General features: G+C 66.9%; 23 protein-coding genes. 8 read left to right on the forward strand and 15 right to left on the reverse strand.

The window, feature by feature from the left end:
- The first annotated feature begins 252 nt into the window (after nucleotides 1–252).
- The 5 genes from QRN34_RS15390 to phaZ all read left to right on the forward strand — a co-directional run bounded on the left by QRN34_RS15390 (nucleotide 253) and on the right by phaZ (nucleotide 6,596).
- A complete protein-coding gene (locus QRN34_RS15390; RefSeq protein ID WP_285405770.1) occupies nucleotides 253–1,566 on the forward strand; it encodes an amino acid permease in 1,314 nt (437 codons plus the stop codon).
- Between the two features lie 47 nt (nucleotides 1,567–1,613).
- Entirely contained in the window at nucleotides 1,614–2,165 is a 552-nt protein-coding gene (locus QRN34_RS15395) for a (2Fe-2S)-binding protein (protein WP_081916297.1), read from the forward strand.
- Nucleotides 2,162–4,438, forward strand: coding sequence for a molybdopterin cofactor-binding domain-containing protein (locus tag QRN34_RS15400; protein WP_285405773.1), 2,277 nt, complete (start codon nucleotides 2,162–2,164; stop codon nucleotides 4,436–4,438). The genes QRN34_RS15395 and QRN34_RS15400 overlap by 4 nt, the downstream gene beginning before the upstream one ends.
- Nucleotides 4,439–4,464: 26 nt before the next feature.
- Nucleotides 4,465–5,229 (forward strand): class I SAM-dependent methyltransferase, encoded by a 765-nt coding sequence (locus tag QRN34_RS15405; protein ID WP_285405775.1) that lies wholly within the window; start codon nucleotides 4,465–4,467, stop codon nucleotides 5,227–5,229.
- A gap of 83 nt (nucleotides 5,230–5,312) precedes the next feature.
- A complete protein-coding gene (phaZ, locus tag QRN34_RS15410; protein ID WP_285405777.1) occupies nucleotides 5,313–6,596 on the forward strand; it encodes a polyhydroxyalkanoate depolymerase in 1,284 nt (427 codons plus the stop codon).
- A gap of 207 nt (nucleotides 6,597–6,803) precedes the next feature.
- Here the strand turns inward: phaZ and QRN34_RS15415 are convergent, their stop codons facing one another.
- Together QRN34_RS15415 and QRN34_RS15420 are read right to left on the reverse strand one after the other, a co-directional pair.
- Nucleotides 6,804–7,907 carry an SLC13 family permease gene (locus tag QRN34_RS15415; protein WP_285405779.1) on the reverse strand — a complete coding sequence of 368 codons (1,104 nt, stop codon included), beginning with the start codon at nucleotides 7,905–7,907 and terminating at the stop codon, nucleotides 6,804–6,806.
- Nucleotides 7,908–8,009: 102 nt separating this feature from the next.
- Entirely contained in the window at nucleotides 8,010–8,792 is a 783-nt protein-coding gene (locus QRN34_RS15420; RefSeq protein ID WP_285405781.1) for a DUF4097 family beta strand repeat-containing protein, read from the reverse strand.
- 163 nt (nucleotides 8,793–8,955) lie between these two features.
- Here QRN34_RS15420 and QRN34_RS15425 point away from each other — a divergent pair, with 163 nt between their 5' ends.
- Entirely contained in the window at nucleotides 8,956–9,498 is a 543-nt protein-coding gene (locus QRN34_RS15425; RefSeq protein ID WP_285405782.1) for a hypothetical protein, read from the forward strand.
- A gap of 213 nt (nucleotides 9,499–9,711) precedes the next feature.
- On the opposite strand, the gene mazG is transcribed toward QRN34_RS15425, so the two are convergent.
- From mazG to gspN, 5 genes are read right to left on the reverse strand one after another with little or no spacing between them, the layout of a single operon-like run.
- Nucleotides 9,712–10,497: a nucleoside triphosphate pyrophosphohydrolase gene (gene mazG, locus QRN34_RS15430; protein WP_285405784.1), complete on the reverse strand. Its 786-nt coding sequence runs from the start codon at nucleotides 10,495–10,497 to the stop codon at nucleotides 9,712–9,714.
- Nucleotides 10,494–11,312: a 3'(2'),5'-bisphosphate nucleotidase CysQ gene (gene cysQ, locus QRN34_RS15435; protein ID WP_285405785.1), complete on the reverse strand. Its 819-nt coding sequence runs from the start codon at nucleotides 11,310–11,312 to the stop codon at nucleotides 10,494–10,496. Before cysQ ends, mazG begins: the two co-directional genes overlap by 4 nt.
- Nucleotides 11,309–11,866 carry an ADP compounds hydrolase NudE gene (gene nudE, locus QRN34_RS15440; RefSeq protein WP_285405786.1) on the reverse strand — a complete coding sequence of 186 codons (558 nt, stop codon included), beginning with the start codon at nucleotides 11,864–11,866 and terminating at the stop codon, nucleotides 11,309–11,311. Before nudE ends, cysQ begins: the two co-directional genes overlap by 4 nt.
- On the reverse strand, nucleotides 11,863–12,651 hold the full coding sequence (locus QRN34_RS15445) for an inositol monophosphatase family protein (protein WP_285405788.1): 789 nt from the start codon (nucleotides 12,649–12,651) through the stop codon (nucleotides 11,863–11,865). The genes nudE and QRN34_RS15445 overlap by 4 nt, the downstream gene beginning before the upstream one ends.
- Entirely contained in the window at nucleotides 12,648–13,421 is a 774-nt protein-coding gene (gene gspN / locus QRN34_RS15450) for a type II secretion system protein N (protein WP_285405789.1), read from the reverse strand. Before gspN ends, QRN34_RS15445 begins: the two co-directional genes overlap by 4 nt.
- 58 nt (nucleotides 13,422–13,479) lie before the next feature.
- Between gspN and QRN34_RS15455 the strand changes: the two genes are divergently transcribed.
- Nucleotides 13,480–14,850 (forward strand): adenosylmethionine--8-amino-7-oxononanoate transaminase, encoded by a 1,371-nt coding sequence (locus QRN34_RS15455; RefSeq protein WP_285405790.1) that lies wholly within the window; start codon nucleotides 13,480–13,482, stop codon nucleotides 14,848–14,850.
- A gap of 76 nt (nucleotides 14,851–14,926) precedes the next feature.
- Here the strand turns inward: QRN34_RS15455 and QRN34_RS15460 are convergent, their stop codons facing one another.
- A complete protein-coding gene (locus QRN34_RS15460; RefSeq protein WP_285405791.1) occupies nucleotides 14,927–16,447 on the reverse strand; it encodes an N-acetylmuramoyl-L-alanine amidase in 1,521 nt (506 codons plus the stop codon).
- Between the two features lie 212 nt (nucleotides 16,448–16,659).
- On the reverse strand, nucleotides 16,660–17,022 hold the full coding sequence (locus QRN34_RS15465) for a hypothetical protein (protein ID WP_285405792.1): 363 nt from the start codon (nucleotides 17,020–17,022) through the stop codon (nucleotides 16,660–16,662).
- 165 nt (nucleotides 17,023–17,187) lie between these two features.
- Here QRN34_RS15465 and QRN34_RS15470 point away from each other — a divergent pair, with 165 nt between their 5' ends.
- On the forward strand, nucleotides 17,188–17,922 hold the full coding sequence (locus tag QRN34_RS15470; protein ID WP_285405793.1) for a 16S rRNA (uracil(1498)-N(3))-methyltransferase: 735 nt from the start codon (nucleotides 17,188–17,190) through the stop codon (nucleotides 17,920–17,922).
- Here QRN34_RS15470 and QRN34_RS15475 read toward each other — a convergent pair.
- From QRN34_RS15475 to ldcA, 6 genes are read right to left on the reverse strand one after another with little or no spacing between them, the layout of a single operon-like run.
- Nucleotides 17,907–18,887 (reverse strand): aldo/keto reductase, encoded by a 981-nt coding sequence (locus QRN34_RS15475; RefSeq protein WP_285405794.1) that lies wholly within the window; start codon nucleotides 18,885–18,887, stop codon nucleotides 17,907–17,909. The two genes, QRN34_RS15470 and QRN34_RS15475, sit on opposite strands and share 16 nt — an antisense overlap.
- Before the next feature lie 10 nt (nucleotides 18,888–18,897).
- Nucleotides 18,898–19,398, reverse strand: coding sequence for a phosphatidylglycerophosphatase A (locus QRN34_RS15480; protein WP_285405795.1), 501 nt, complete (start codon nucleotides 19,396–19,398; stop codon nucleotides 18,898–18,900).
- The gene (gene thiL, locus QRN34_RS15485) at nucleotides 19,395–20,348 is read right to left on the reverse strand and encodes a thiamine-phosphate kinase (RefSeq protein ID WP_285405796.1); all 954 of its coding nucleotides are present in this window, start codon (nucleotides 20,346–20,348) and stop codon (nucleotides 19,395–19,397) included. Before thiL ends, QRN34_RS15480 begins: the two co-directional genes overlap by 4 nt.
- 35 nt (nucleotides 20,349–20,383) lie before the next feature.
- A complete protein-coding gene (nusB, locus tag QRN34_RS15490; protein ID WP_285405797.1) occupies nucleotides 20,384–20,830 on the reverse strand; it encodes a transcription antitermination factor NusB in 447 nt (148 codons plus the stop codon).
- On the reverse strand, nucleotides 20,827–21,294 hold the full coding sequence (gene ribE, locus QRN34_RS15495; RefSeq protein ID WP_285405798.1) for a 6,7-dimethyl-8-ribityllumazine synthase: 468 nt from the start codon (nucleotides 21,292–21,294) through the stop codon (nucleotides 20,827–20,829). The genes nusB and ribE overlap by 4 nt, the downstream gene beginning before the upstream one ends.
- 45 nt (nucleotides 21,295–21,339) lie before the next feature.
- A complete protein-coding gene (gene ldcA, locus QRN34_RS15500; RefSeq protein ID WP_285405799.1) occupies nucleotides 21,340–22,272 on the reverse strand; it encodes a muramoyltetrapeptide carboxypeptidase in 933 nt (310 codons plus the stop codon).
- Nucleotides 22,273–22,275: the final 3 nt, after the last annotated feature.

A 22,275-nucleotide genomic window follows, 5' to 3' on the forward strand; every position in this document is an offset into this window, starting at 1 on the left:
TGGATGGCGAATCGAAAATCCCCGGGCGAAGCCCGACCCGGCCCGAAGGGCAATATATAAACGGCCGCGGAGCGGCCTTTCCTTGACGGGTCGCCGCAGGCGTGGCACCGAGGGGGCTACCCGCCGGCTCTTGCTCCAAGGCTCCAAGGCTCCAAGGCCCCAAGGCCCCAAGGCTCCAAGCCATCAACAACCTTTTACAAACCCGCCATCCCAAGCCATCCTCCCGTCTTTGCCCGAAACCGACCACGACACATGGAAAATCCCGGCTACGCCCGCCGCCTCACGCTCATGGATGCCGCCCTCATCGTCGTCGGCGGCATCATCGGTGGCGGCATCTTCCTCAATCCCGGCATCGTGGCGCAGCGCACGTCGTCCGGCTGGGTGCTGCTGGGGCTGTGGGTCGGTGGTGGCCTGCTCACCCTGATCGGCTGCCTCTGCTACGCGGAACTGGGCGCGCGGCGTCCGCAGGCGGGCGGCAGCTACGTCTACCTGCGCGAGGCCTTCGGCCGCCTGGCCGGTTTCCTCTTCGGCTGGACCATGCTGCTGGTGATCTACAGCGGCAGCAGCGCCGCGGTGGCCACCATCTTCGGTACCTATGCCACCTCGGTGTTCGGCCTGTCGCCGGACCTGGTCAAGCCGCTGGCCGTGGGCGCGCTGATCTTCGTGACCGGGCTGAACCTGTTCGGCATCCGCTTCGGCGCCCAGGTGCAGAACGTCTTCTCCATCCTCAAGCTGCTGGCGATCGCCGCCCTGGTCGTCACCGGGCTGGCCTTCGCCGGCGTCGGCAACACCGAAGCGCTGGCGCCGGGTGTCGTGCCCACCAGCGGCAGCCTGGCCAGCGCCCTGCTCCCGGTGCTGTTCGCCTTCTCGGGTTTCAGCTACCTCAACAACCTTGCCGGTGAGGTGCGTGACCCGCAGCGCACCCTGCCGCGCGCCCTGGTGCTCGGCATGCTGGTGGTGATCGCCGCCTATGTCCTGACCAACTACGCCTATATGGCGGTGCTCGGCCACGACGGGCTGGCCGCCAGCCAGGCGCCTGCCGCCGACGTCATGAGCCGCGTGTTCGGCACGGCCGGTGCGCGGGTCATCGCCATCGGCATCGCCGTGTCCACGCTGGGGTTCTGCAACATCACCCTGGTGGCGGGCGCCCGCGTGCTGCAGGTCATGGGCGAGGACGGCCTGTTCTTCGCCAGCGTGGCCCGACTGCATCCCCGCTACCGCACGCCCAATATCGCGCTGATGGCGCTGGCGGCGTGGGCGATCGTGCTGGTGCTGGGAGCCAACTACGGCCAGTTGCTGGACTTTGCCGCGTTCGGCGACTGGGCGGCCTACGCCGTCACCATCGCCACGCTGTTCTGGTACCGCCGCCACGGCGGCGAACGCCCGGCCTTCGCCACACCGGCCTATCCGCTGCTGCCACTGGTCTTCATGGCCACGGTAGTCGCAGTGGTGGTGGCCTATGCCCTGGACAAGCCGCTGAGCGCGTGCGTCGTCTGCCTGGTGGTGCTCGCAGGCCTGCCCGTCTATGCGGTCTGGCGACGCCTGTTCAGTAAACTCGCTCGCTGATCACGGGCACCGATGCCACAATGACCCGGTTAAGCTGAGGAAAGCAGATGGCACAGCAAGGTCCGACGTCGCCCGTACCCGTTCCCACCCCGCAGGATGCCGCGCAACCGGCGCCCACGCCCGTACGCGAAGGCATCGACCTCATCGTCAACGACAAGCGCTACAGGCACACCGGCGACAAGACCATGCCGCTGCTGTGGTACCTGCGCGACGTACTTCGCCTCACCGGCGCCAAGTACGGCTGCGACCAGGGCGATTGCGGCTTCTGCACGGTGATCGTCGACGGTCGCGCCGTCGCGGCCTGCCACACCCCGATGGCCAAGCTGTCCGGCAAGCGCGTCACCACGGTCGAAGGCCTGTCCGGCAAGGACGGCAAGCTGCATCCCGTGCAGCAGGCCTGGATCGACGAGGACGCGATCATGTGCGGTTTCTGCCAGCCGGGCCAGATCATGGCGGCGGTGGATCTGCTCTCCCGGCAGAAGAACCCCTCCGACGACGACATCGACAAGATCGGCAATCTTTGCCGCTGCGGCAGCTACGGCCGCATACGCAAGGCGATCAAGCGCGCGGCCGGCACGATGAAGGACGGCAAGGCATGAGCGGCGAAGTCCGGCTGTCCCGTCGCCGCTTCCTCAAGTACGCCGCCGGCACCGCCGGTGCGCTGGTCATCGGCATCGGCACGGCGGAAGCGCTCGATCGTCCGCCGCCCGTGGGCCTGCTCGGCGATGCATGGGCGCAGGTCGGCCCCTACCTGCGCGTGGCCGCCGACGGCCGCGTGTACATCGGCGTGCGCGATCCTGACAACGGTGAAGGCACCGCCACCTCGCTGGCCCGAATCATCGCCGAGGAACTGGATGCCGACTGGTCCCAGGTGATCGTCGAACCGCTGGGCCTGGGCGTGCGATCGGGCAACGGCGAGCCGGATTTCATCTACGGACGCCAGCGCAGCGGCGATGCCAGCAGCATTCCCGCCGCCTGGGCGGATCTGCGCCAGGCCGGCGCGCTCGGCCGCTGGTTGCTGCTGCAGGCCGCCGCACGGCGGCTCGGCCTGCCTGCCGACCAACTGCGCAGCGAGAACGGCGCGGTAATCGCCAGCGACGGTCGTCGCCTCTCGTACGCCGACCTGGCGTCCGCGGCCGCGTCGGTGGATGCGCCCTCCACGCCGCCCCCGCTGAAGGCGGCCGACCAGTACCGTCTCATCGGCCAGCCGGCGGGCGACGTCGATGCACGCGCCGCCGTCACCGGGCAACTGCGTTACGCCGCCGACGACACCGTCGGCAATGCCGTGGTCGCCGTGCTGGCGCGCTGCCCGTACCCGGGTGGCACGCTGGACAGTGCGGACCGCGATGCCGCGAAGAAAGTCGAAGGCGTCTACGACATCATCGACATCACGCCCGAGCAGGGCCAGGCGCCCGGCAGTACGCCACAGGCACCGGCCATCGCCGTCCTGGCCAGCGACACCTGGGCGGCCCTGTCCGGCCGTGTCGCCCTCAAGGCGAAGTGGAAGCCGGGTGCCACGCAGGAGCCCAACGCCTACACGCTCGAGCAAAAAGCCCTCGAACTGTTCGCCGATGACGCCGCCACGCCCAGCACCGTGCGCAGCGACGGCGACATCGCGGCCATCCGCAAGAAGGCCGCGCGCACGCTCGAAGCCACGTACTTCCAGCCGTGGGTGGCCCACGCCACGGCGGAAACACCCAACTGTGTCGTCCGCCTCGATCCGGACACCAGCATCACCGTCATCGCCGCGACGCAGTCGCCGCGCGCCGCCTATGCGGTGGTCCAGCGGATGACCGGCTTCCGGCCGGACCAGATCGACATCCAGGTCCCACGCGGCGGTGGCGCGTTCGGCCGGCGTCTCGACCAGGATTACATCGCCGAGGCCGTGGCCGTGGCCCTGGCGAAGAAGGACGACGCGATCCGCAACCGTCCGGTCCGGCTGCTGTGGACTCGCGACGACGACCTGGCGCACGACTATTACCGTCCGCTGGCCGTGCACCGCCTCAACGCCTTCATCGATCGCAAGAAGGCTATCGTGGGCTGGCACCAGCGCATGGCCAGCCCATCGGCGCTGGCGGGCCGCAACACGCCCGACAACCGCCTGTGGCAGTCCGAGCTGGTAGCCGACGCGCTGCCAGCCGGTCTGGTGCCGAACTTCCGCAGCGACTGGTACCCGCTGCCGTCGCAGCTGTCGCGCGGCGAGTGGCGCGGTTCGCCCAACGTCACCCCCACCTTCGCGTCGGAAAGCTTCATCGACGAGATCGCCAACCTGCTGAAGGTGAACCCGCTCGACTTCCGCCTCGGCATGCTGGGCGACGGGCGCCAGTTGCCCTACAGCGGTCGCGGCGGCCCGATCGACACCGCCCGCCTGGCCAACGTACTGAAACTGGCCGCCGAGAAAATCGACTGGAGCCGCTGGCTGCGCAGCGAGAACGGCCTGGGCATCGCCTGCTCGTATGTTTTCGGCGCCTACGTGGCCCATGCCATCGAAGTGGCACCGTCGGGCGAAGGCATAGACATCCACCGTGCCGTCTGCGTGGCCGATGTCGGTCGCGTGGTCAATCCGCTCGGCCTCGAGGCCCAGCTGCAGGGCGCCACCATGGACGCCCTGTCCACCGCGCTCAACCTGGCCATCACGGTGAAGGACGGCCGGGTGCAGCAGACGGGCTTCCGCGACTACCCCTTGGCGGCCACGCAACCCCTCCCCTATGAGGTGGAAACCGTGATCGTGCCGTCCACGGCCGAGCCCACCGGGGCCAGCGTGATCGGTGTACCCTCGGCGGCACCCGCTCTCGCCAACGCCGTGTTCCGCGCCACCGCGGTACGCATCAGACGCCTGCCGCTGCTGCGCGAGCTGTCCCGCCTGCGCTGATACCCCCGTCCCGCCCGAGGTAACGCATGACCATCGCATCATTCACCTCGGGCTCGACGGCCACGCGGACCGACGCCGACCTGATCGGCAGCAACAAGCGCTTCTACGACGCGCTGTGGTCCGAGGCCAAGCTGTTCTCGCCCGACCGCTTCAATACGTGGCCGCTGGTGGCCGAGTTGACGGCGCAGACCACCCGCCGGCTGGAGGTCGCCCCGGGCCTGCGCCCACGGCTGCCCCTGGAAGGCACCCAGTTCGTCGACCTCAGCCGCCCGGCCCTGGCCGAGCTGGGCCGGCACGGCGCACGGGTGGCCAACGCCATGATCGGCGCCCTGCCCTTCCGTGACGCCAGCTTCGACTTCGTCTGTGCCTTCGACATCCTGGAACACGTGGTGGATGACGAGGGGGCGCTGGGCGAGCTGGCGCGCGTGGCCGAACCCGGCGCCCGACTGCTGATCTCCGTACCGCTGCATCCCGACGCCTGGACGGCGTTCGACGACTTCGTCGGGCATTACCGCCGTTACGAGCCCGATGCCATCCGTGACCTGCTGGCCCGCCACGGCTTCACGATCGAGCGCAGCGCCGTCTACGGCATGCAGCCGAAGTCGTCGAAGCTGCTCGACCTGGGTCAGTGGTACCTGACCCACCAACGCGCGCGCGCCATGTGGTGGTACAACCGCGTTTTCATGCCCCTGGGCATCCGGTTCCAGAAGGCGCTGGCCTTCACGCCCGGCTTCGAGCCAGGCCCCGGCGTCGACGAAGTGCTGCTGGTCTGCCGCAAGGCCGCCACTTAAATCGAGCAAAAACAGGGGCTTTACATATGGCGCGGCGCAACTGGTTATGATGCGCCACCCTCCCCGCCCCTTCCGGAATCGGCATGCTCTATCTCATGCACGAATGGCAACGCTCGATGCTCAGCCCGCTGACCTACTGGGCCGAGGCGAGCGCGAAGATGTTCGGCGATGCCGCCAGCCCGTTTGCCCGCATGCCTGGCGCCGACCGCGCCGCCGCGGGTTACGAGCTGATGTTCCGGCTGGGCAAGGCCTACGAAAAGCCCGAGTTCGACATCCACAGCGTGCACGCCCACGGGCATGACGTGGCCATCGTGGAACAGGTAGCGCTGGCCAAGCCGTTCTGCACGCTCAAGCGTTTCAAGCGCTTCTCGGACGACCAGGCCACGGTCGACACGATGAAGAACGACCCCGCCGTGCTCGTGGTCGCCCCGCTGTCGGGCCACCACTCCACGCTGCTGCGCGATACGGTGCGCACCCTGCTGCGCGACCACAAGGTGTACATCACCGACTGGGTGGACGCCCGCATGATTCCCCTCGACGCCGGCTCGTTCTCACTGGCCGACTACGTGGCGTACATCGAGGAATTCATCCGTCACGTGGGCGTACACCGCGCGCACGTGGTGTCGGTCTGCCAGCCCACCGTGCCGGTGCTGGCCGCCGTCTCGCTGATGGCGGCACGTGGTGAAGCCACCCCGGCCACGCTGACGCTGATGGGCGGCCCGATCGATACCCGCAAGAGCCCGACCAGCGTCGACAACCTGGCCACCACGCGCCCGCTGTCGTGGTTTCGCAACCAGCTGATCCACAAGGTGCCCTACCAGTACCCTGGCGCAGGCCGCGAGGTGTATCCAGGCTTCCTGCAGCATGCCGGCTTCCTCGCCATGAACCCGAGCCGGCACGTCATGTCGCACTGGGATTTCTACGAAAACCTGCGCAAGGGCGACCTCGACGACGCCGAGCAGCACCGCAAGTTCTACGACGAATACAACGCGGTGCTCGACATGCCGGCGGAGTATTACCTCGACACCATCGAGACCGTGTTCCAGGAGCACCGCCTGCCCAAGGGCACGTGGGAGATCCACGGCGAGCTGGTCCAGCCGGCGAAGATCAAGGACACCGCCCTGCTCACCATCGAGGGCGAACTGGACGACATTTCCGGAGCCGGCCAGACGGAAGCCGCGCACGGACTATGCAAAGGCATTGCGAAGAAGCGTAAGAAGCACATCACCATCGAGGGCGCCGGACACTACGGCATCTTCAGCGGCCGCCGCTGGCGCGAAGTGGTGTACCCCGACGTGCGCGATTTCATCAAGGCACACGATAAAGGCAACAGCAACACGGGTGCGCAGGGCAACCGCCCGGTCTAACCACGTCCGGCATGTGTATGCGTGTAGGAACGGACGATGTCCGCGAACCCTCACCATTCCTATGGCGAACGATGCCTGACGCGACGCACAAGCCGGCGTTACGCCCGATAAAACCGGCTTTGTCGGGCGTCTAAAAACGCCCGCCCGGTTTGGTGTCCGGCTTCATTCGCCATAGCCCTCCTGAGGGTTCGCGCGCATCGCGCGCTCCTACAACAGCGCCCAGCCGATCAGGCCGACGACGATGAAGAAAGGCGTGGACCACAGATGGAACGTGACCCAGGCCTTACGCTCGCCCAGCAGGCGCAGGGCGATCAGGTTGGCCAGCGAGCCAAGCACGAAACCGAAGCCGCCCACGTTCACGCCGAACGCGATGGTGCGCCAGTCGTGTGAATACTCCGCCAGCAGGATGGCTGCGGGTACGTTGCTGACCAGCTGCGAGGCCAGCGCACCCGTGACGTACAGGTGCGACGGAATATCCAGGCCGAGGCCGCCGATGAACGAACGAATGGTCTCCAGGCCGGCCAGCATGCGCAGGTCGATGAACATCAGCACGAAGGTCAGCAGCAGCCCCCAGTCGATCGCGGCCACCACGCGGCGGCGGAACACCAGGAAAACGGCCAGCACGCCCAGGAGCGCCCATAGCTCGTGGTGCAGGTCCGCCAGCACCAGGAACGGCAGGTAGAGGACCGCTGCGGTGACCAGCAGGCCCCGCTCCACCGCGTGCTCGGTGCCGTCGTGCACTTCCAGCGGCTCGGCGGGAAACGCCATCGCGGTGACTGCCAGCAACAGCACGAGCACGATGACCACCAGGGGAAGCATGGCCAGCACGAACCCGCCGAAGCCATTGCCCCATTGCTGCCACAGGAAAAGGTTTTGCGGATTGCCTATCGGGGTGAGCATCGAGCCGGCGTTGACGGCCAGTGCCTCGAAAATCACCAGGCGCGTCGCCGGCATGCGGGCGATGCGACACATGCTCAGGGTGAGCGGCACCATGACGAACAACGACACGTCGTTGGTCAGCAGCATCGACAGCAGCGCGGTCAGCGCGACCAGGCCCAGTGCGGCGATCCGCCGGGTGGCGGTACGGTCGATCAGCCAGCGGCCGGCGACGTTCAGCGCGCCGCTGTGTTCCACCGCCTTGGTCAGGATCAGCAGGCCCGTGAGGGTGGCGATGGTCGGCCAGTCCACCAGGCCGGGCCAGCTCGCGATCCGCGACGGCTGGGCTACCGCGAATGCCACGGCGGCCGCCAGGAGGACAAGGAAAAGCACGTCGCGGCGCAGGTTGCGCAACGAGTCGGGTAGCCACGTCATGGAATGGATTCCGCCAGAGAGGGCGGGATCATAACGTCACGCGGTGTCGCCCGGATGTACAGACCGACACCGCGTGCCCCCACGCGACGGGACGCGCCGAGATCAGTCGTCGTGGCTGGCGGGTATGTTCACCTTGCCGGCGACGCCATGCTGCTCGATGTTGCCGCTGCCTTTCTTGCGCACGGTCAGGTTGCCCTTCACGCCATCGACGCCGAGATCGCCCGAGCCGATCGTACCCACGTCGACGCTGCCATCCACATCGGTGAGCTTGGCGTCGCCTGAGCCGACCGTGCCGATCCTTACGTCGCCATGGACTTGGCGGGCCGTCAGATCACCCGAACCGACCGAATCCACGCTCATCGACCCGGCACCGTCGACCTTCACGTCGCCCGATCCGATGCGTGCATGCACGGCACCCTTGACGTCCGATGCCTCGATATCGCCTGACCCGGCGCCGACGTCCAGCGAGGCGATGCTGCGCAGCTTGACGTCACCGGAGCCGGCTTCGACGGTCACCGGCAGGCTGGCGGGAATCGTGGCTTCCACCTTGAGGTAGCTGTAATGGTTGCCCCAGCCGCCCGACCACGATTTGTCCTTCTCGGTCAGTTCCACGACCAGGGTGTCGCCGCGTTTCTCCTGGGTGACGATCAGGTTGTCGACGATCTTCTGGTCGGAGCCGCAGGCCTTGCCGCGGAGGGTACCCTTGCCTGCGGCCGATCCACCCTGGACGGACAGATCATAGGAGTTGACCACGAAGCGCACGGCGCGCACCCCCGAGAGGTCGAGATCGAGATTGCGGTCCGCATGGAAGGCGCAGGAGGGCACGTTGTCCGCCAGGGCGACAGCGGGCAGCAGCAGGAGCGAGGCGAGAACCAGGTAGCGCATGGGGAATCCCCTTCAGTGATGGGTGGCAACCAGGAATGGATGCCGCCCGCGCGAAAAAGGTTGCAAGGGCCTTCACGCGAACCTGAGCGGCCGGCAACGGCTTGGTCAACGGCTTGCCGGGCGGCACGTTTTTCATCGTGCAAGTCCAACCGGGAGATACCCTATGCAACGCAAGACCCTTCTCGCCAGTGCCGCTTCCCTCCTCCTTGCCGGCTCGGCCGCCTTCGCGTATGCGCAGGATGCCGCTCCCCAGGCTCCGCCCGCCCCGGCCGCGCGCATGGCGCCGCCCGCTAATGCCGCGCAGGGCCCGCAAGGCGGCCCGAAGTGGAACAAGGGCGACGACCATGGCCGCGGCGATCGCGGCGGCTGGGGCCGTCACGGCCACGGCGGCATGGAAAACGCCGGCGTCATCGGCGACCTCCGCTCGCTCGAGCGCCTCTACGTGAGCACCGGCCGCCAGAAGGAGCTGCCGGCGCTCTACAACGAGGTGCTGGCCAAGTCGCAGAACCCGATGGTCCGCGACTACGCCTACCGTCACCTGGCCCGCGCGCAGATGCAACCGCAGAACGTCGATGCGGCCATCGCCACGTTGCGCAAGAGCCTGGACGAAAACCTCGCCCAGGACCAGAAGCGTCACCAGGAGATGGAGGCCTTCAGGCAGCACATGCAGCAGCGCATGGCCGCGAAGACGCCTGACGCGAAATAACCCGGAGGCATCGCGCACATCGTGCGCTCCTACGACCGCCGCGCCGTAGGAGCGCACGCTTTGTTGTAGGAGCGCACGATGTGCGCGAAAAGCCAACAAAGCGACGATGCCGCACCGTTCATCCATACGCGCCACCCATCAAGCCCCCGCCTGTGCCGATATCTCGCCTCATTCGCATGATGAGGGCTGGGGGATCGCGCACATCGTGCGCTCCTACATGGCTTTTACGCGGGCCCAGAGGGCTTCCTGTTCTTCCAGCGTGTACGACGCCAGCGTGCGTCCTTCACCGGCGGCGATGGCTTCCATGCCGCGGAAGCGGCGTTCGAATTTCGCGTTCGCACCGCGCAATGCACGCGATACGTCCACCTTCGCATGCCGCGCCAGGTTGGCCGCGACGAACAGCACGTCGCCGATTTCATCGGTGAGGCGTTCCTCGTCCGCACCGTTGTCGAACTCGTGGCGCACCTCGTCGATTTCCTCGACGATCTTGTCCAGTACCGGCCGATGATCGGGCCAGTCGAAGCCGACGTTGGCGGCACGCTTCTGCAGTTTCACCGCACGCTGCCATTCGGGCAGGCCATGCGAGATGCCGGCGAGCGCGCTGGTATCGTCGCCGCCTTTCAAGCGGCGCTCTTCCGCCTTCAACCGGTCCCAGTCGCGCGAGCGCGCGGCGTCGCTTTCGTGCGTCACCTCGTCGAACACGTGCGGATGGCGGCGGACCATCTTCTCGCAGATGGACTGCACCACGTCGCCGAAGGCGAAGTGCCCGGCTTCCTCCGCCATGCGCGCATGGAAGACCACCTGCAACAGCAGGTCGCCCAGTTCGTCGCGCAGGTCGTGCATGTCGTGGCGGTCGATCGCGTCGGCCACCTCGTACGCTTCCTCGATGGTGTAGGGCGCGATGGAGGCGAAGTCCTGCTTCACGTCCCACGGGCAGCCCGTGACCGGATCGCGCAGGCGCGCCATGATGGCGATGAGGTCGTCCACAGGGCGGCTCATGCCGCGTCGTCCGGATCGATCAGGCGCGCTGCCCAGTCCACCGTGGTGTCGCCGCAGGCGATGAACTCGGGATTGATCAGCGAATCGCGCGTGTTGTAGCGGAACGGGCGCCCGGCCAGGTCGAGCACCGCGCCGCCGGCTTCCTCGAGCACGCATTGTGCCGCCGCCGTGTCCCACTCCGAGGTGGCGCCCAGGCGCAGGTAGAGATCCGCCTCGCCACGGGCGATAACGCAGAACTTCAGCGACGAACCCAGGGCGAAGGTCTCGTGCGGACCCAGGCGATCCAGCAGCGTCATGGTGCGGCCGACGCCGTAGGAGCGACTGCCGGTGACCATCAGCAGCCCATTGGCCGGCCGCGTGGCCAGCACCTCGCGTGGTGCATCCGCCGTGCGCTGGCGCCACGCACCGCCCCCGGACACCGCGGCATACAGATCGCCCGAGACCGGCACCAGCACCACGCCCAGCACCGGTCGGTGGTCCTCGACCAGCGCGATGTTGACGGTAAACTCGCCGTTGCGTTTGACGAACTCACGCGTGCCATCGAGCGGGTCCACCAGCCAGTAGCGGCGCCAGGTGCGGCGCTCGGACCACGGCGCTGCCAGGGCTTCCTCGGAAATGACCGGAACGCCGGGGGCGAGCGTGTGCAGCCCTTCGGCGATGACACGTTGCGCGGCGAGATCCGCCGCGGTCACCGGGGAATCGTCGTCCTTGCGCACCACTTCGAAGTCGTGCGCATAGATGGCCAGGATGGCATCGGCCGCCTCGCGCGCGATCGCACAGACCGGGTCGAGCCAATCCGCGTGGGCCACCGTCATGCCGGTTTGTAGCGGCCGGCGAGGTATTCGCGGGCCATGAACAACGCGGCGATGGAACGACCGTCAGTGACATCCTCACGGGCGATCAGCTCGTGCAGGTTGTCCATGCGCCAGGGCATGACTTCCAGTTCTTCCGGCTCGTCGCCGGGCAGGCGTTCCGGGTAGAGGTCTTCGGCCAGCACCACGTGGATGCGGTGGGTCATGTAGGCGGGCGAGAGCGACAGCGTGCCGAGGAAGGTGAGCTTGCGCGCACCGAAGCCCACTTCTTCCTTCAGTTCACGGTTGGCGCCCTCCTCCACGGTTTCGCCGGGATCCATGCGGCCCTTGGGCGCACCCAGTTCGTAATGGTCCACGCCCACGCTGTATTCGCGCACCAGCAGCACGGTGTCCGCGTCCTGCATGGGCACGATCAGCACGGCCCCGTGGCCGCTGCTTTTCAGGCGCTGGAAGGTGCGGCGCTCGCCGTTGGAGAACTCCAGGTCCACTTCCTCCGCGTGACGGAAGTGCGTGGTGGACGCATCGCGCGTCGCAAGGATCGTCGGGCGTTTGTTCATCGGTCGATTGTACCGTCGGTGAGCCGGACCAGCGCCTCGGCATGGATCGCAGGGGTGCCGGCCAGCACGCTGCGCGTGTCCAGACCCGGCGCGGCACCGGACAGGTCGGTGAAGACGCCTCCGGCCTCGGTGACGATCACCGCCAGCGCGGCGATGTCGAGGATATTCACGTCTGACTCGATGACCAGGTCGAGCGAGCCGCGCGCCAGGAGGTGGTAGTGGCAGAAATCGCCGTAGCCGCGAATGCGGTTGCTGTCGCGGATCAGGCCGCCCAGGGCATCCCAGCGGCGGTCGGCCGTGAGCGTCTTCACGTTGCCCGTGGAAATCGACGCCTCCGCCAGTCGGGCGGTAGGCGCCACGCGGACCGGCTCGCCATCGAGGAAGGCGCCACGGCCACGCACCGCCCACATGCGTTCGCCGTACACGGGGGCCGAGGACACGCCCAGCACCAGTTCGCCGCGATGCATCAGCGCGATCTGCGTGGAAAAGAACGGCGTGCGGCGGACGAAACTCTTGGTGCCGTCCAGCGGGTCCACCAGCCAGAGGTACTCGCGCGAGGTGTCGTCCGCACCGTATTCCTCGCCGTAGATGCCCGCCTCCGGCAGGGCCGCGGCCAGGATGCCTCGGATCGCCATCTCGGCTTCGCGATCGGCGGCGGTCACCGGGGTGTCGTCGCCCTTGACGATCACCTCCACGCCCGAGCGCCAGTAATGCAGGATGATCTCCGCCGCGGCCTGCGCGGCTTCCCGGGCAGCGGCAAGCGCGGTGTCGAGGGTATCGGTCATGGCGTGTTCGCGGGGGCGAGCCCGGCCTTGCGTTGGAGGTTGACGGCACCGTCGCGACCCAGCGGGCCGAAACGGGCAATGAGATGCGACAGCGCGGTGTCGGGAGCGCGCGGCGCCAGGCGACCGTCGAGGCGCCAGCCCAGCGGCGAGGCGGCAAGGGCCGCGTTCGCGGCCAGCGGCCCGTGGCCGTCGTCGGCCAGCGTGGCACGCAGCACGCCACCGGTGCTGGCCGCTTTCAGGGCCAGGTCGCCCAGCGCCACGACGCCTTCCGGCGTGCGCACGGCCGCGGCGTGCCAACGGACGACCGCCTCCAGCGCCAGCGGCCAGTTGCCCTGGAGATCGGCCCGTGGGATGTGGCCTTCGAGCACGCCCAGCGGTGCCAGATCCTGCGGGGAGGCCGGGCCGGCCAGCGCCGCGGCATCCAGCCGGAAGTCGACGCCCGTCCAGTGCACGGTGTCGGGCTCGGTACGCTCCAGATGCCCGTCGAAGCGACCGGCGCGACCGTCCATGTGCAACTGGAGGTGGATGCGGCCGAGGATGGCGTCACGACCCAGGTGCCAGCTGGCCTGGCCCAGTTCGCGGCCGTCACGTGCGGTGACGCGGCCCGCACGGCCGTCCCACAGTGTGCCGGACAGATCGTCCAGCACCACGCCCTTGGCGCGTGAGGCGAACAGCGGCACGGCCACGCCGGCAGGCAGGAACCAGTAGAACAGGCCGCCGGCAAGCAGCAGCAGGACGACGCCCAGGGCGATCCGACGAAGCCATTTCAAACCATCACCTCGACACTCCTTACTTGAGGCACGGCGGCCCGGAGGCGATGATGGGCCGATGACCGAGACCCTTTTCGCTTCCCAGGCGGCCGACACGCTCGTCGCGCGCGACCTTTCCGTCCTCTGGCACCCGTGCACCCAGATGCACGACCACGAAACCCTGCCCATGGTACCCGTCGCGCGCGGCGAAGGGGCATGGCTGGTCGGCACCGACGGCCGGCGTTACCTCGATGCCGTCAGTTCCTGGTGGACCAACCTGTTCGGCCATGCCGAACCCCGCATCGCCAGCGCGGTGAAGGACCAGTTGGACCAGTTGGAGCATGTGATCTTCGCCGGCTTCACCCACGCGCCCGCCGTGGAACTGGCTGAGGAACTGGTGCGCATCACGCCGCCGGGCCTGGATCGCGTGTTCCTGGCCGACAACGGTTCCGCGGCCATCGAAGTGGCGCTGAAGATGAGCTTCCACTACTGGCTCAACCGCGGCCATGGCGAGAAAACCCGGTTCATCGCCCTCACCGGCAGTTACCACGGCGAGACGCTGGGCGCGCTTTCGGTCAGCGACGTGGCGCTGTACCGCAAGACCTATGCGCCGCTGTTGCTCACGCCCGAGCTCGCGCCCTCACCTGACACCTACGAAGGCGAACCGGGCGAGTCGCCGAAATACATCGCGGCGCGCCGTCTTGGCGAGATGCGCTCGATCCTCGAACGGCACGCCCGCGAGACCTGCGCCGTCATCGTCGAACCGTTGGTGCAGTGCGCCGGCGGCATGCGAATGTACGACGCCTCGTACCTCACCGGCCTGCGCGCGCTGTGCGACGAGTTCGACGTGCACTTCATCGCCGACGAGATCGCAGTCGGTTTCGGCCGCACCGGCACCCTTTTCGCCTGTGAACAGGCCGGTGTGTCGCCGGACTTCATGTGCCTGTCCAAGGGCCTGACCGGCGGTTTCCTGCCGTTGTCGGCGGTGCTCACCACCCACGACGTCTACGAGGCCTTCTACGCCGAATACGCGGCCGGCAAGGCCTTCCTGCACTCGCACAGCTACACCGGCAATCCGCTGGCCTGTCGCGCGGCCACGGCCACGCTGAAGATCTTCCGCGAGGACCCGGTGCTCGAGCGCAACCGCGTGCTGGCCGCACACATGGCCAAGCGCATTGCTCCCATGGTCGATCACCCTAATGTCTCGGATGTCCGCCAGACCGGCATGATCGCCGCGATCGAGCTGGTTGCGGACAAGGCATCACGTATACCGTTCCCGGCCGCCGACCGTCGCGGTCTGCGCGTGTACTGCCATGGACTGGAGAGCGGCGCGCTGCTGCGGCCACTCGGCAACATCGTTTACTTCATGCCGCCGTATTGCATCACGGAGGGCGAAATTGACCTCATGGTGGATACGGCGATCGCGGGAATTGGTAAGGCTGTGGCGTGACGAACTGCCGTGTACGGTAATTCATCACGCCATCGACTCAAAGCTATGCGCTGCCACCTGGTAGCCGCACGGTTACCTATCGCTGCGTGACGCCTATGCCGGGCCTGGGAAGACAAGTCATGATGATTTCCGCTGGTTTTGTCTCAATGCCAGCGAAGTCTCTTCCTACGACGTTCAGTGTGAACGGAGATCTAGCTACGTCGTCGTCAAGGCACTGATAACTAAGATCGGCGCGCTTCTCAGCCGGGGCTTCGGGCACCATAGCCCATCCTCGCTCAGCAATGACGTTCATCGGATAATCTGGATGCCCGGTCCACGTAATGGGAAGCTGGGTTACGTCACCGACCATGCTCTCTGCTCTGTCTGGAACCCCAACGGCGAACTCCTCGCAATGTTCGCCATTACGGAAGAGACGATAGGCCTTGGCCAAACCCCTCATCGCGCTTCCGACGAAAAGTGGATCTTTTAATGCTGCGGCGTCTCCGGCGTTTGTATGGAAGCCCAGCTCGACGATAATCGCCGGCATATCCGCGAGGCGATTCTCACCCTTGTCGGAAAACTGGGGAGTCGGTGCGACCGCAAAATCCTTGTATGCTTTGCTCGCATGAATATGTTCACGCATGTAGCAGAGGGCCATGGATGCAAACTCAGCCGACTCGGGGCGACTGGGCTGAGCGAAGACCCTGGTACCCCGTACACTGGCGTTATCCGAAGCGTTGGTGTGAATGCTTATCATGGCGTCCACGCCAAGCGCATTTGCGAACAGCGGCCGACTTCGAATATCTTCCTTATACTCCCGCAAGTCGCTCACATCATCGGGCAACGAATGCCAGATATCCGGCCTATCCGGAAGGGAGCGCTCAAGAAGGTAGCGAGCAGCCATCAGATATAGAGGCTTGCCGCTCGGCTCATGATTGCCGAAAGACGACTCCCGGCTACTTTTCACAGCCACGCCGTCCATGCTTAGCCACGCCCATAGTGGAGTAGCAATCTCTGACGTGATCCGGTCCTCGATAATTCCATTCGCAGGTTCTCGCTGGAATCGCCAGTCGCGATATCCATGGTGGTAGTAGTAACCATGTCCGTCGTTGATCAAGACTGACCCGAGACCGTTCCTGCTAGTGCGCTTTGTTCGTTTCGATTTTTTGGGCTCCCGCCTGTCGCCGGGAAACCAGAAGTACAAGTCTTTCCCACCGTAGCGCCAATCAAGCCCCTGGAACCCATGAATACCTTCCAGCAGCGGCCAAATCTCGTTGGCAATTTCCGACTGGAGGTTTTCCATTTCCAGGTAGCCGGAAACCGGCCCAAACCTTTCATCCACTTCCATGAGAAGGGACTGCCCCACAGGATCAAATTTGGATTTGATATGGATAGGGAGATGATCTTCCTCAAAGAAGGACTTCGAGTTCGCTATGCGATTTGCGACCTCGTCGACGCGACGCTCGACATCACGGCGGACATCGATGCCCATAGACGACACCGAAACCTGACTTCGGTCATCTGCCTTTACCGCGCCCGGCAGTTCCGTCCCCACTACTAAGCTGAGTGCAGCAAGCATCCATAAGCTTGCTTTAGCGCGATTCCATTTTCTCTTCATCTGCCCGACTCCGTAGATTCACGATGCAGGTGCCGAATGACGTCACGCCATTCGACGGCCGCAAGCAAAGCCTAGCTTTCGGGCCATGCGCCTTACTACGCGAAAATTCTGAAAATCCGTTTTTTTAAACCGTAGACAGTTTCGATTTTAGAAGGCCTTATCGGATCTTCGACCGCCCGATCGGCAGATCGCCAAGTCGCCCCATCTCACTGTCATCGAACAGCTAGGGATGAGCGAGGTAATCCATCGCAAACGCGTGCGCATCGGCACCCCAGAACAGCTCGGTGCCAATAGCCAGCGTCGGAAACGCCGTAGACCTGGTCGCAGATCGCCTGCTCGAAATTTGCCTGAAGGCCGGCTTTGACGTCGGGCGCCGAGTGCGCGATGCCCACGTCGCCGATACCCGGCGAGGTAGCCAGCGGCTGGATCGCCTCTGGCGTATCCGCCGCCCGCCCATGGGCCCAGATCCATTCGAAGATGGCGCCGACCGCATCCGGCGTGGTGCCCACGGCAATGCACAGGCGCAGGGCCGGCAGCGGATTGAAGGGGTGGGCCGGCGGAAATTTCAGCGGCACGTTGGCCTGCCAACTCGCGTACCGCCGACCACTGCAGCCAGGTGAACATCGAGACGAAATCGAAGTACCAGGCGATCGGCATAACGTGGCTCCGTCCCCGATGAAGCGACGATAGCGGGCCGCGCGGCTGGCTACAATGCACGTTCCGTGACAGAAGGCCAAACCATGCGCACGATCCGCATCCATGTCTACACGCGCCTGGCCAGCGGCGTCGAGGTTACCCTCCCCGCCCAGGCCGGCGAGCATGTCGCACGCGTCCTGCGCATGGAAGCCGGCGCGCCCGTCGTGCTGTTCTCCGGGCATGACGGCATGGAGTTCGACGCGATCCTGACCAGCGTCGGCAAGCGCGAGGTGGTGGCCAGCGTGGGCGAGGGCCGCCCTGTGCACAACGAATCGCCGCTGGCACTGACCCTGGTGCAGGGCGTGGCGCGCGGCGAGAAGATGGACCTGATCGTGCAGAAGGCGACCGAACTCGGCGTCGCCCGCATCGTGCCGATCCTTACCGAGCGGTCCGAGGTGAAGCTGGATGCCGCGCGCGGCGAGAAGCGCCTGCTGCACTGGCGCGCCGTGGCCGCCAGCGCCTGCGAGCAATCCGGCCGCGCGCGGGTGCCGCAGGTGGACGCAGCCGTGCCGATGGCGACCTGGCTGGCCGCCCTGGGCGACAACAGCGCCATGCGGCTCGCCCTGCTACCCGAGGGCACGCGGCGCCCCGGGGAGCTGGCCCTTGCCGGCCCCGCCCTGCTCGCCATCGGGCCGGAGGGCGGTTTCGGCGAGCGCGACCGCGCGGCACTGGCCGCGCACGGGTTCACCGGCCTGAGGCTGGGCCCGCGCATCCTGCGCACGGAGACGGCGGGCCTGGCCGCCATCGCCGCGCTACAGGCGCTCTACGGCGACCTCTGACCCAACACGCCGTCGATGCGGCGCATCACGTCGTCATCCAGCAGGGACACCGCATCCAGCGCCCCCAGGTTGGCTTCCAGCTGCGACGTGCGGCTGGCGCCGAGGATCACGGTGGAGACGTGTGGGTTTTTCAGGCACCAGGCCAGCGACATCGTGGCCAGCGGCAGACCGAGGTCGGCGGCGATCGGCGCCAGGGCACGCACGGTGTGCAGCCAAGTCCCGTCGTTTTCGAGCTTTTCGTCACGCAACCAGGCATTGCCCGGCTGGCCCAGGCGCGAATCGTCCGGCACGCCGTCGTTGTACTTGCCCGTCAGCAGGCCCGACGCGAGCGGCGACCATATCGTGGTGCCCATGCCATAGCGCTCGTACAGCGGCGCGTATTCCCGCTCGAACCGTTCGCGATGCAGCAGGTTGTACTGCGGCTGCTCCATCGACGGCGCGATGAGGTGGTGCTCGCGGGCCACGCGATGCGCCTCTTCGATCTGCACGGCCGTCCATTCGCTGGTGCCCCAGTACATGACCTTGCCCTGCCGGACCAGGGCATCCATGGCGAGCACGGTTTCCAGGATCGGCGTATCGGGGTCGGCACGGTGGCAGAAGTACAGATCGAGGTAATCCACGCGCAGGCGCTGCAGCGCCTGGTGGCACGCATCGAACACGTGCTTGCGCGACAGGCCGCGCTGGGTGGGTTTCGGATCGGTCACCGCCCCGAAGTAGACCTTGCTGGACACCGTATACGCATCGCGCGGCAAGCGCAGGTCGGCGATCACGTCGCCCATGAGGCGCTCGGCGTCACCCGCGTTGTAGGTTTCGGCATTGTCGAAGAAGTTCACGCCACGGTCGTAAGCCAGCGCGATCAGTTCGCGAGCCTGCGTGCGCCCGACCTGCCGGCCGAACGTCACCCACGCGCCGTAAGACAGCGCGGACACCTTGAGGCCGGTCGAACCGAGACGGCGGTATTCCATCGGGGTATTCCTAGCGAACGAAGAACAGGACCAGCGACAGCACGGCCGCAGCGACGATGCCGGCGATGACATCGTCCAGCATGACGCCCAGGCCACCCTTCACCCGACGATCGAACCACGCGATCGGCCAGGGCTTCCACACGTCGAACAGGCGGAACAGGGCGAACCCGGCCAGCACCACCCACCACGGGGCAAGCAGTGCGGGCAGTAAGGCGATCCACTGGCCGACGAACTCGTCCCAGACAAGGCTGCGATGGTCGGCCACGCCGAGGATGCGCCCGGCGATTTCGCACGCCCACACACCGACGGCGAAGCTCACCACCAGGATGGCCAGCCAGGCGAGCGGCGGCAGGTCGCGCAGCAGCAGCCACGGCAGGATCGCCGCCGCCGAGCCGAACGTACCCTGCGCCTTCGGCGTCAGGCCCGAGCCGAACCCGCAGGCAAGCCAGCCCGCCGGCGAGGCCAGCAGGCGGCGGCGGTCGGCCGAATCGAGGACGTACTTGGTGCTCATGCCGCGAAGTGGTTCCAGCCGCTGCGCGCCGGCGCAAGGGTTTCGCCCGCGGCATCCACCACGCGCACGCCCGCCCCTTCGACGATGCGCCCGATGCGCGTGGCGCCGCAGCCGAGCCGTGAGAGCACGGCGCCCACCTCGGCCGCTTTGTCGGCGGGTACGGTGAAGCACAGCTCGTAGTCGTCGCCGCCACCCAGCGCGAAATCCTGCGCATCGGCCTCGGCGAAATGCGTCAGCAGCGCGGACGAGCGCGGCAGCAAGGCGGCGTCGATGGACGCGCCCACGCCGCTGGCCGTGCAGATGTGGCCGAGGTCGGCCACCAGTCCGTCGGAGATATCGATGCAGGCGGTGGCCACCCCGCGCAACGCCTGCCCGGCCGACACCCGCGGCACCGGCCGGTTCAGACGCTCGATCATGCCGGCGTAGGGCGTGATGTCGTTTTCCTCGAGGCAACGCAATCCGGCGGCCGCGTCACCGAGCGTGCCGGTGACCATCACGACGTCGCCGGCGCGCGCGCCGGAGCGCAGCAAGGCCTCGCCCGGCGCGATAAAGCCGTGGACCGCGACGGTGACCGTCAGCGGCCCACGCGTGGTGTCGCCGCCGATCAACGCGAGGCGATACGGCGTGGCCAGTTCGGCGAAACCGCGGGCCAGGCCGTCGAAGAAGGCTTCGTCGCCATCGGGCGTGGTCAGCGCCAGCAGCGCCCACGCGGGCGTGGCCCCCATGGCGGCCAGATCGGAAAGATTCACTGCCAACGCTTTCCAGCCGATGTCCGCCGGATCGGTGCCCGGCGGAAAATGGATACCCTCCACCAGCGTGTCCACCGCGATCGCCAGTTCACGCCCGGCGGGCACAGCCACTACGGCCGCATCGTCGCCGATCCCCGTCAGCACATCGTCGCGATGGACGCTGGTGTGACGGCGGATGCGGTCGATCAGGTCGAATTCCATGCAGGTTCCTTGTCCCGCGGGGATTCGCGGTGGGCTCAGGATCGCTTCTCGGCCGTACGCCAGTGCGTCGCGAGTTTGTCGAGGACACCGTTCACATAGCTGTGGCCATGGTCGGCGCCGAATCGCTTGGTGGCTTCCACCGCCTCGTTGATGACGACGCGGTAGGGAACGTCCGGACGGTATTTAAGCTCGTAGGCACCCATGCGCAGGGCGGACAGTTCGATGGGATCGATCTGCGCGACTTCGCGATCGACGAAGGGCTTGATGCCGTCGTCGAGTTCCTTCACGTGCTGCTCGACACCGCGCAGGATGTCCTCGAAGTATTCGAGGTCGGCCACCACCATGTCCTGCTCGTGGCGGAACTGCTCGATGACGTTGCCCATCTTCGCGCCACCCACCTGCCACGCGTACAGCGCCTGCAGCGCACGACGGCGCGCGCGGGAGCGGGCAGCCAGGTCGATCCCGTGCGGAGGCCTGTTCATCGGGCCAGCTTCGTATAGAGGTTGGCCATCTCGATGGCCACCATGGCGGCATCGCTGCCCTTGTTGCCGGCCTTGGTGCCGGCACGCTCGATCGCCTGCTCGATGCTGTCGGTGGTCAGCACGCCGAACGCCACCGGCACGCCCGAGGTATAGGCGGCCTGGCCCAGGCCCTTGGCGGCCTCACCGGCCACGTAGTCGAAATGCGGCGTGGAGCCACGGATGACCGCGCCCAGGCCGATCACGGCGGCGTACCCGCCGGCGCCGGCGACCTTGTAGGCGGCCTGTGCGATCTCCCAGGCGCCGGGCACCCGGATGAGGTCGATCGCATCGTCGCTCACACCGTGGCGGACCAGCGTATCGCGCGCGCCTTCGATCAGCGGCTCGACGACGAAGCTGTTGAAACGACCCGCGACGATGGCGAAACGGCCCTTCGGGGTGGCGAAATCGCCTTCGATGATCTTCATGTACGCATGTCCTGTGGCGAAACGGCCGCCGGGCGGCCGGGTATTTTACGGGGTTTTCGGCCGGGGATGGCCGGTGAACGTGAGGCGGGCCTGTCCGGCGGCGACATGCAGCCGGCCCGGTGCGCCGAACGGCAGGGTGAACTTGCGCGGGCCATGACCGAAGGGTAGCCCGCGGACGACCGGTACGCCGCTCGCGGCGGCGATGCGGTCGAGCGCCACGTCCACGTCGTAACCGTTGTCGTATTCCGTCACCCGGTAGTTGATGAAGTCGCCCACGACCAGCGCCGCCTGGCGTCGCAGCACACCGGCGTGCAGCAGCTGGTAGAGCATGCGTTCCACGCGATAGGGCGGCTCGGCCAGGTCTTCCACGTAGAGAATGCCGCCGTCGATCGCCGGGAAATACGGCGTGCCGGCCAACCCCGCCAGCATGGCCAGGTTGCCACCCCAAAGGGTGCCTTCGACGTGGATGTCCGAGGTTTCCGGCGCATCCCACGTCGCCTGCCCTTCTTCCGCCGCCAGCGTCTCCCATACATGCGCCCAGGTCTGGGCATCGAGGCTGGCCGCGCCGAAATCGCCCCCCAGCATGGGCCCGCCGAGCGTCACCAGGCCGCTCTTCGCATACAGCGCGCATTGCAACGCGGTGAAGTCGCTCAGGCCCAACAGGGCCACGGGCGCGCCACGCAGGCGGCGGCCCAGCCCCTCGTAATCGAGCAGCGGCAACAGCGGATGCGCGCCGTAACCGCCGCGGATCGCCAGGGCGATATCCGGAAGATCGCGCGAGGGATCGGCCAGTGCGTTGAGGTCGGCCGCACGCTCGGCATCGCTGCCGGCAAAGCGCAGATCGCGACGTGCGAGCACTTCCTGGCCGGTCACGCGGTGGCCGGCCGCTTCCAGCCGGGCGATGCCCCGGCGCATGGCTTCGGCGGACTGCGGGTAACCGGAGGGGGCGATGAGGCGGATGTCGTAGGTCGGGGGCATGGT

Source organism: Luteibacter sp. ME-Dv--P-043b (genome assembly GCF_030209605.1).
In the GTDB taxonomy this organism is placed as follows: Bacteria; Pseudomonadota; Gammaproteobacteria; order Xanthomonadales; family Rhodanobacteraceae; genus Luteibacter.

Coding starts and splice junctions, on each gene's coding strand:
- QRN34_RS15390 (WP_285405770.1), top strand. CDS start 253: ATGGAAAATCCCGGCTACGCCCGCCGCCTCACGCTCATGGATGCCGCC.
- QRN34_RS15395 (WP_081916297.1), top strand. CDS start 1,614: ATGGCACAGCAAGGTCCGACGTCGCCCGTACCCGTTCCCACCCCGCAG.
- QRN34_RS15400 (WP_285405773.1), top strand. CDS start 2,162: ATGAGCGGCGAAGTCCGGCTGTCCCGTCGCCGCTTCCTCAAGTACGCC.
- QRN34_RS15405 (WP_285405775.1), top strand. CDS start 4,465: ATGACCATCGCATCATTCACCTCGGGCTCGACGGCCACGCGGACCGAC.
- phaZ (WP_285405777.1), top strand. CDS start 5,313: ATGCTCTATCTCATGCACGAATGGCAACGCTCGATGCTCAGCCCGCTG.
- QRN34_RS15415 (WP_285405779.1), bottom strand. CDS start 7,907: ATGACGTGGCTACCCGACTCGTTGCGCAACCTGCGCCGCGACGTGCTT.
- QRN34_RS15420 (WP_285405781.1), bottom strand. CDS start 8,792: ATGCGCTACCTGGTTCTCGCCTCGCTCCTGCTGCTGCCCGCTGTCGCC.
- QRN34_RS15425 (WP_285405782.1), top strand. CDS start 8,956: ATGCAACGCAAGACCCTTCTCGCCAGTGCCGCTTCCCTCCTCCTTGCC.
- mazG (WP_285405784.1), bottom strand. CDS start 10,497: ATGAGCCGCCCTGTGGACGACCTCATCGCCATCATGGCGCGCCTGCGC.
- cysQ (WP_285405785.1), bottom strand. CDS start 11,312: ATGACGGTGGCCCACGCGGATTGGCTCGACCCGGTCTGTGCGATCGCG.
- nudE (WP_285405786.1), bottom strand. CDS start 11,866: ATGAACAAACGCCCGACGATCCTTGCGACGCGCGATGCGTCCACCACG.
- QRN34_RS15445 (WP_285405788.1), bottom strand. CDS start 12,651: ATGACCGATACCCTCGACACCGCGCTTGCCGCTGCCCGGGAAGCCGCG.
- QRN34_RS15455 (WP_285405790.1), top strand. CDS start 13,480: ATGACCGAGACCCTTTTCGCTTCCCAGGCGGCCGACACGCTCGTCGCG.
- QRN34_RS15460 (WP_285405791.1), bottom strand. CDS start 16,447: ATGAAGAGAAAATGGAATCGCGCTAAAGCAAGCTTATGGATGCTTGCT.
- QRN34_RS15470 (WP_285405793.1), top strand. CDS start 17,188: ATGCGCACGATCCGCATCCATGTCTACACGCGCCTGGCCAGCGGCGTC.
- QRN34_RS15475 (WP_285405794.1), bottom strand. CDS start 18,887: ATGGAATACCGCCGTCTCGGTTCGACCGGCCTCAAGGTGTCCGCGCTG.
- QRN34_RS15480 (WP_285405795.1), bottom strand. CDS start 19,398: ATGAGCACCAAGTACGTCCTCGATTCGGCCGACCGCCGCCGCCTGCTG.
- thiL (WP_285405796.1), bottom strand. CDS start 20,348: ATGGAATTCGACCTGATCGACCGCATCCGCCGTCACACCAGCGTCCAT.
- nusB (WP_285405797.1), bottom strand. CDS start 20,830: ATGAACAGGCCTCCGCACGGGATCGACCTGGCTGCCCGCTCCCGCGCG.
- ribE (WP_285405798.1), bottom strand. CDS start 21,294: ATGAAGATCATCGAAGGCGATTTCGCCACCCCGAAGGGCCGTTTCGCC.
- ldcA (WP_285405799.1), bottom strand. CDS start 22,272: ATGCCCCCGACCTACGACATCCGCCTCATCGCCCCCTCCGGTTACCCG.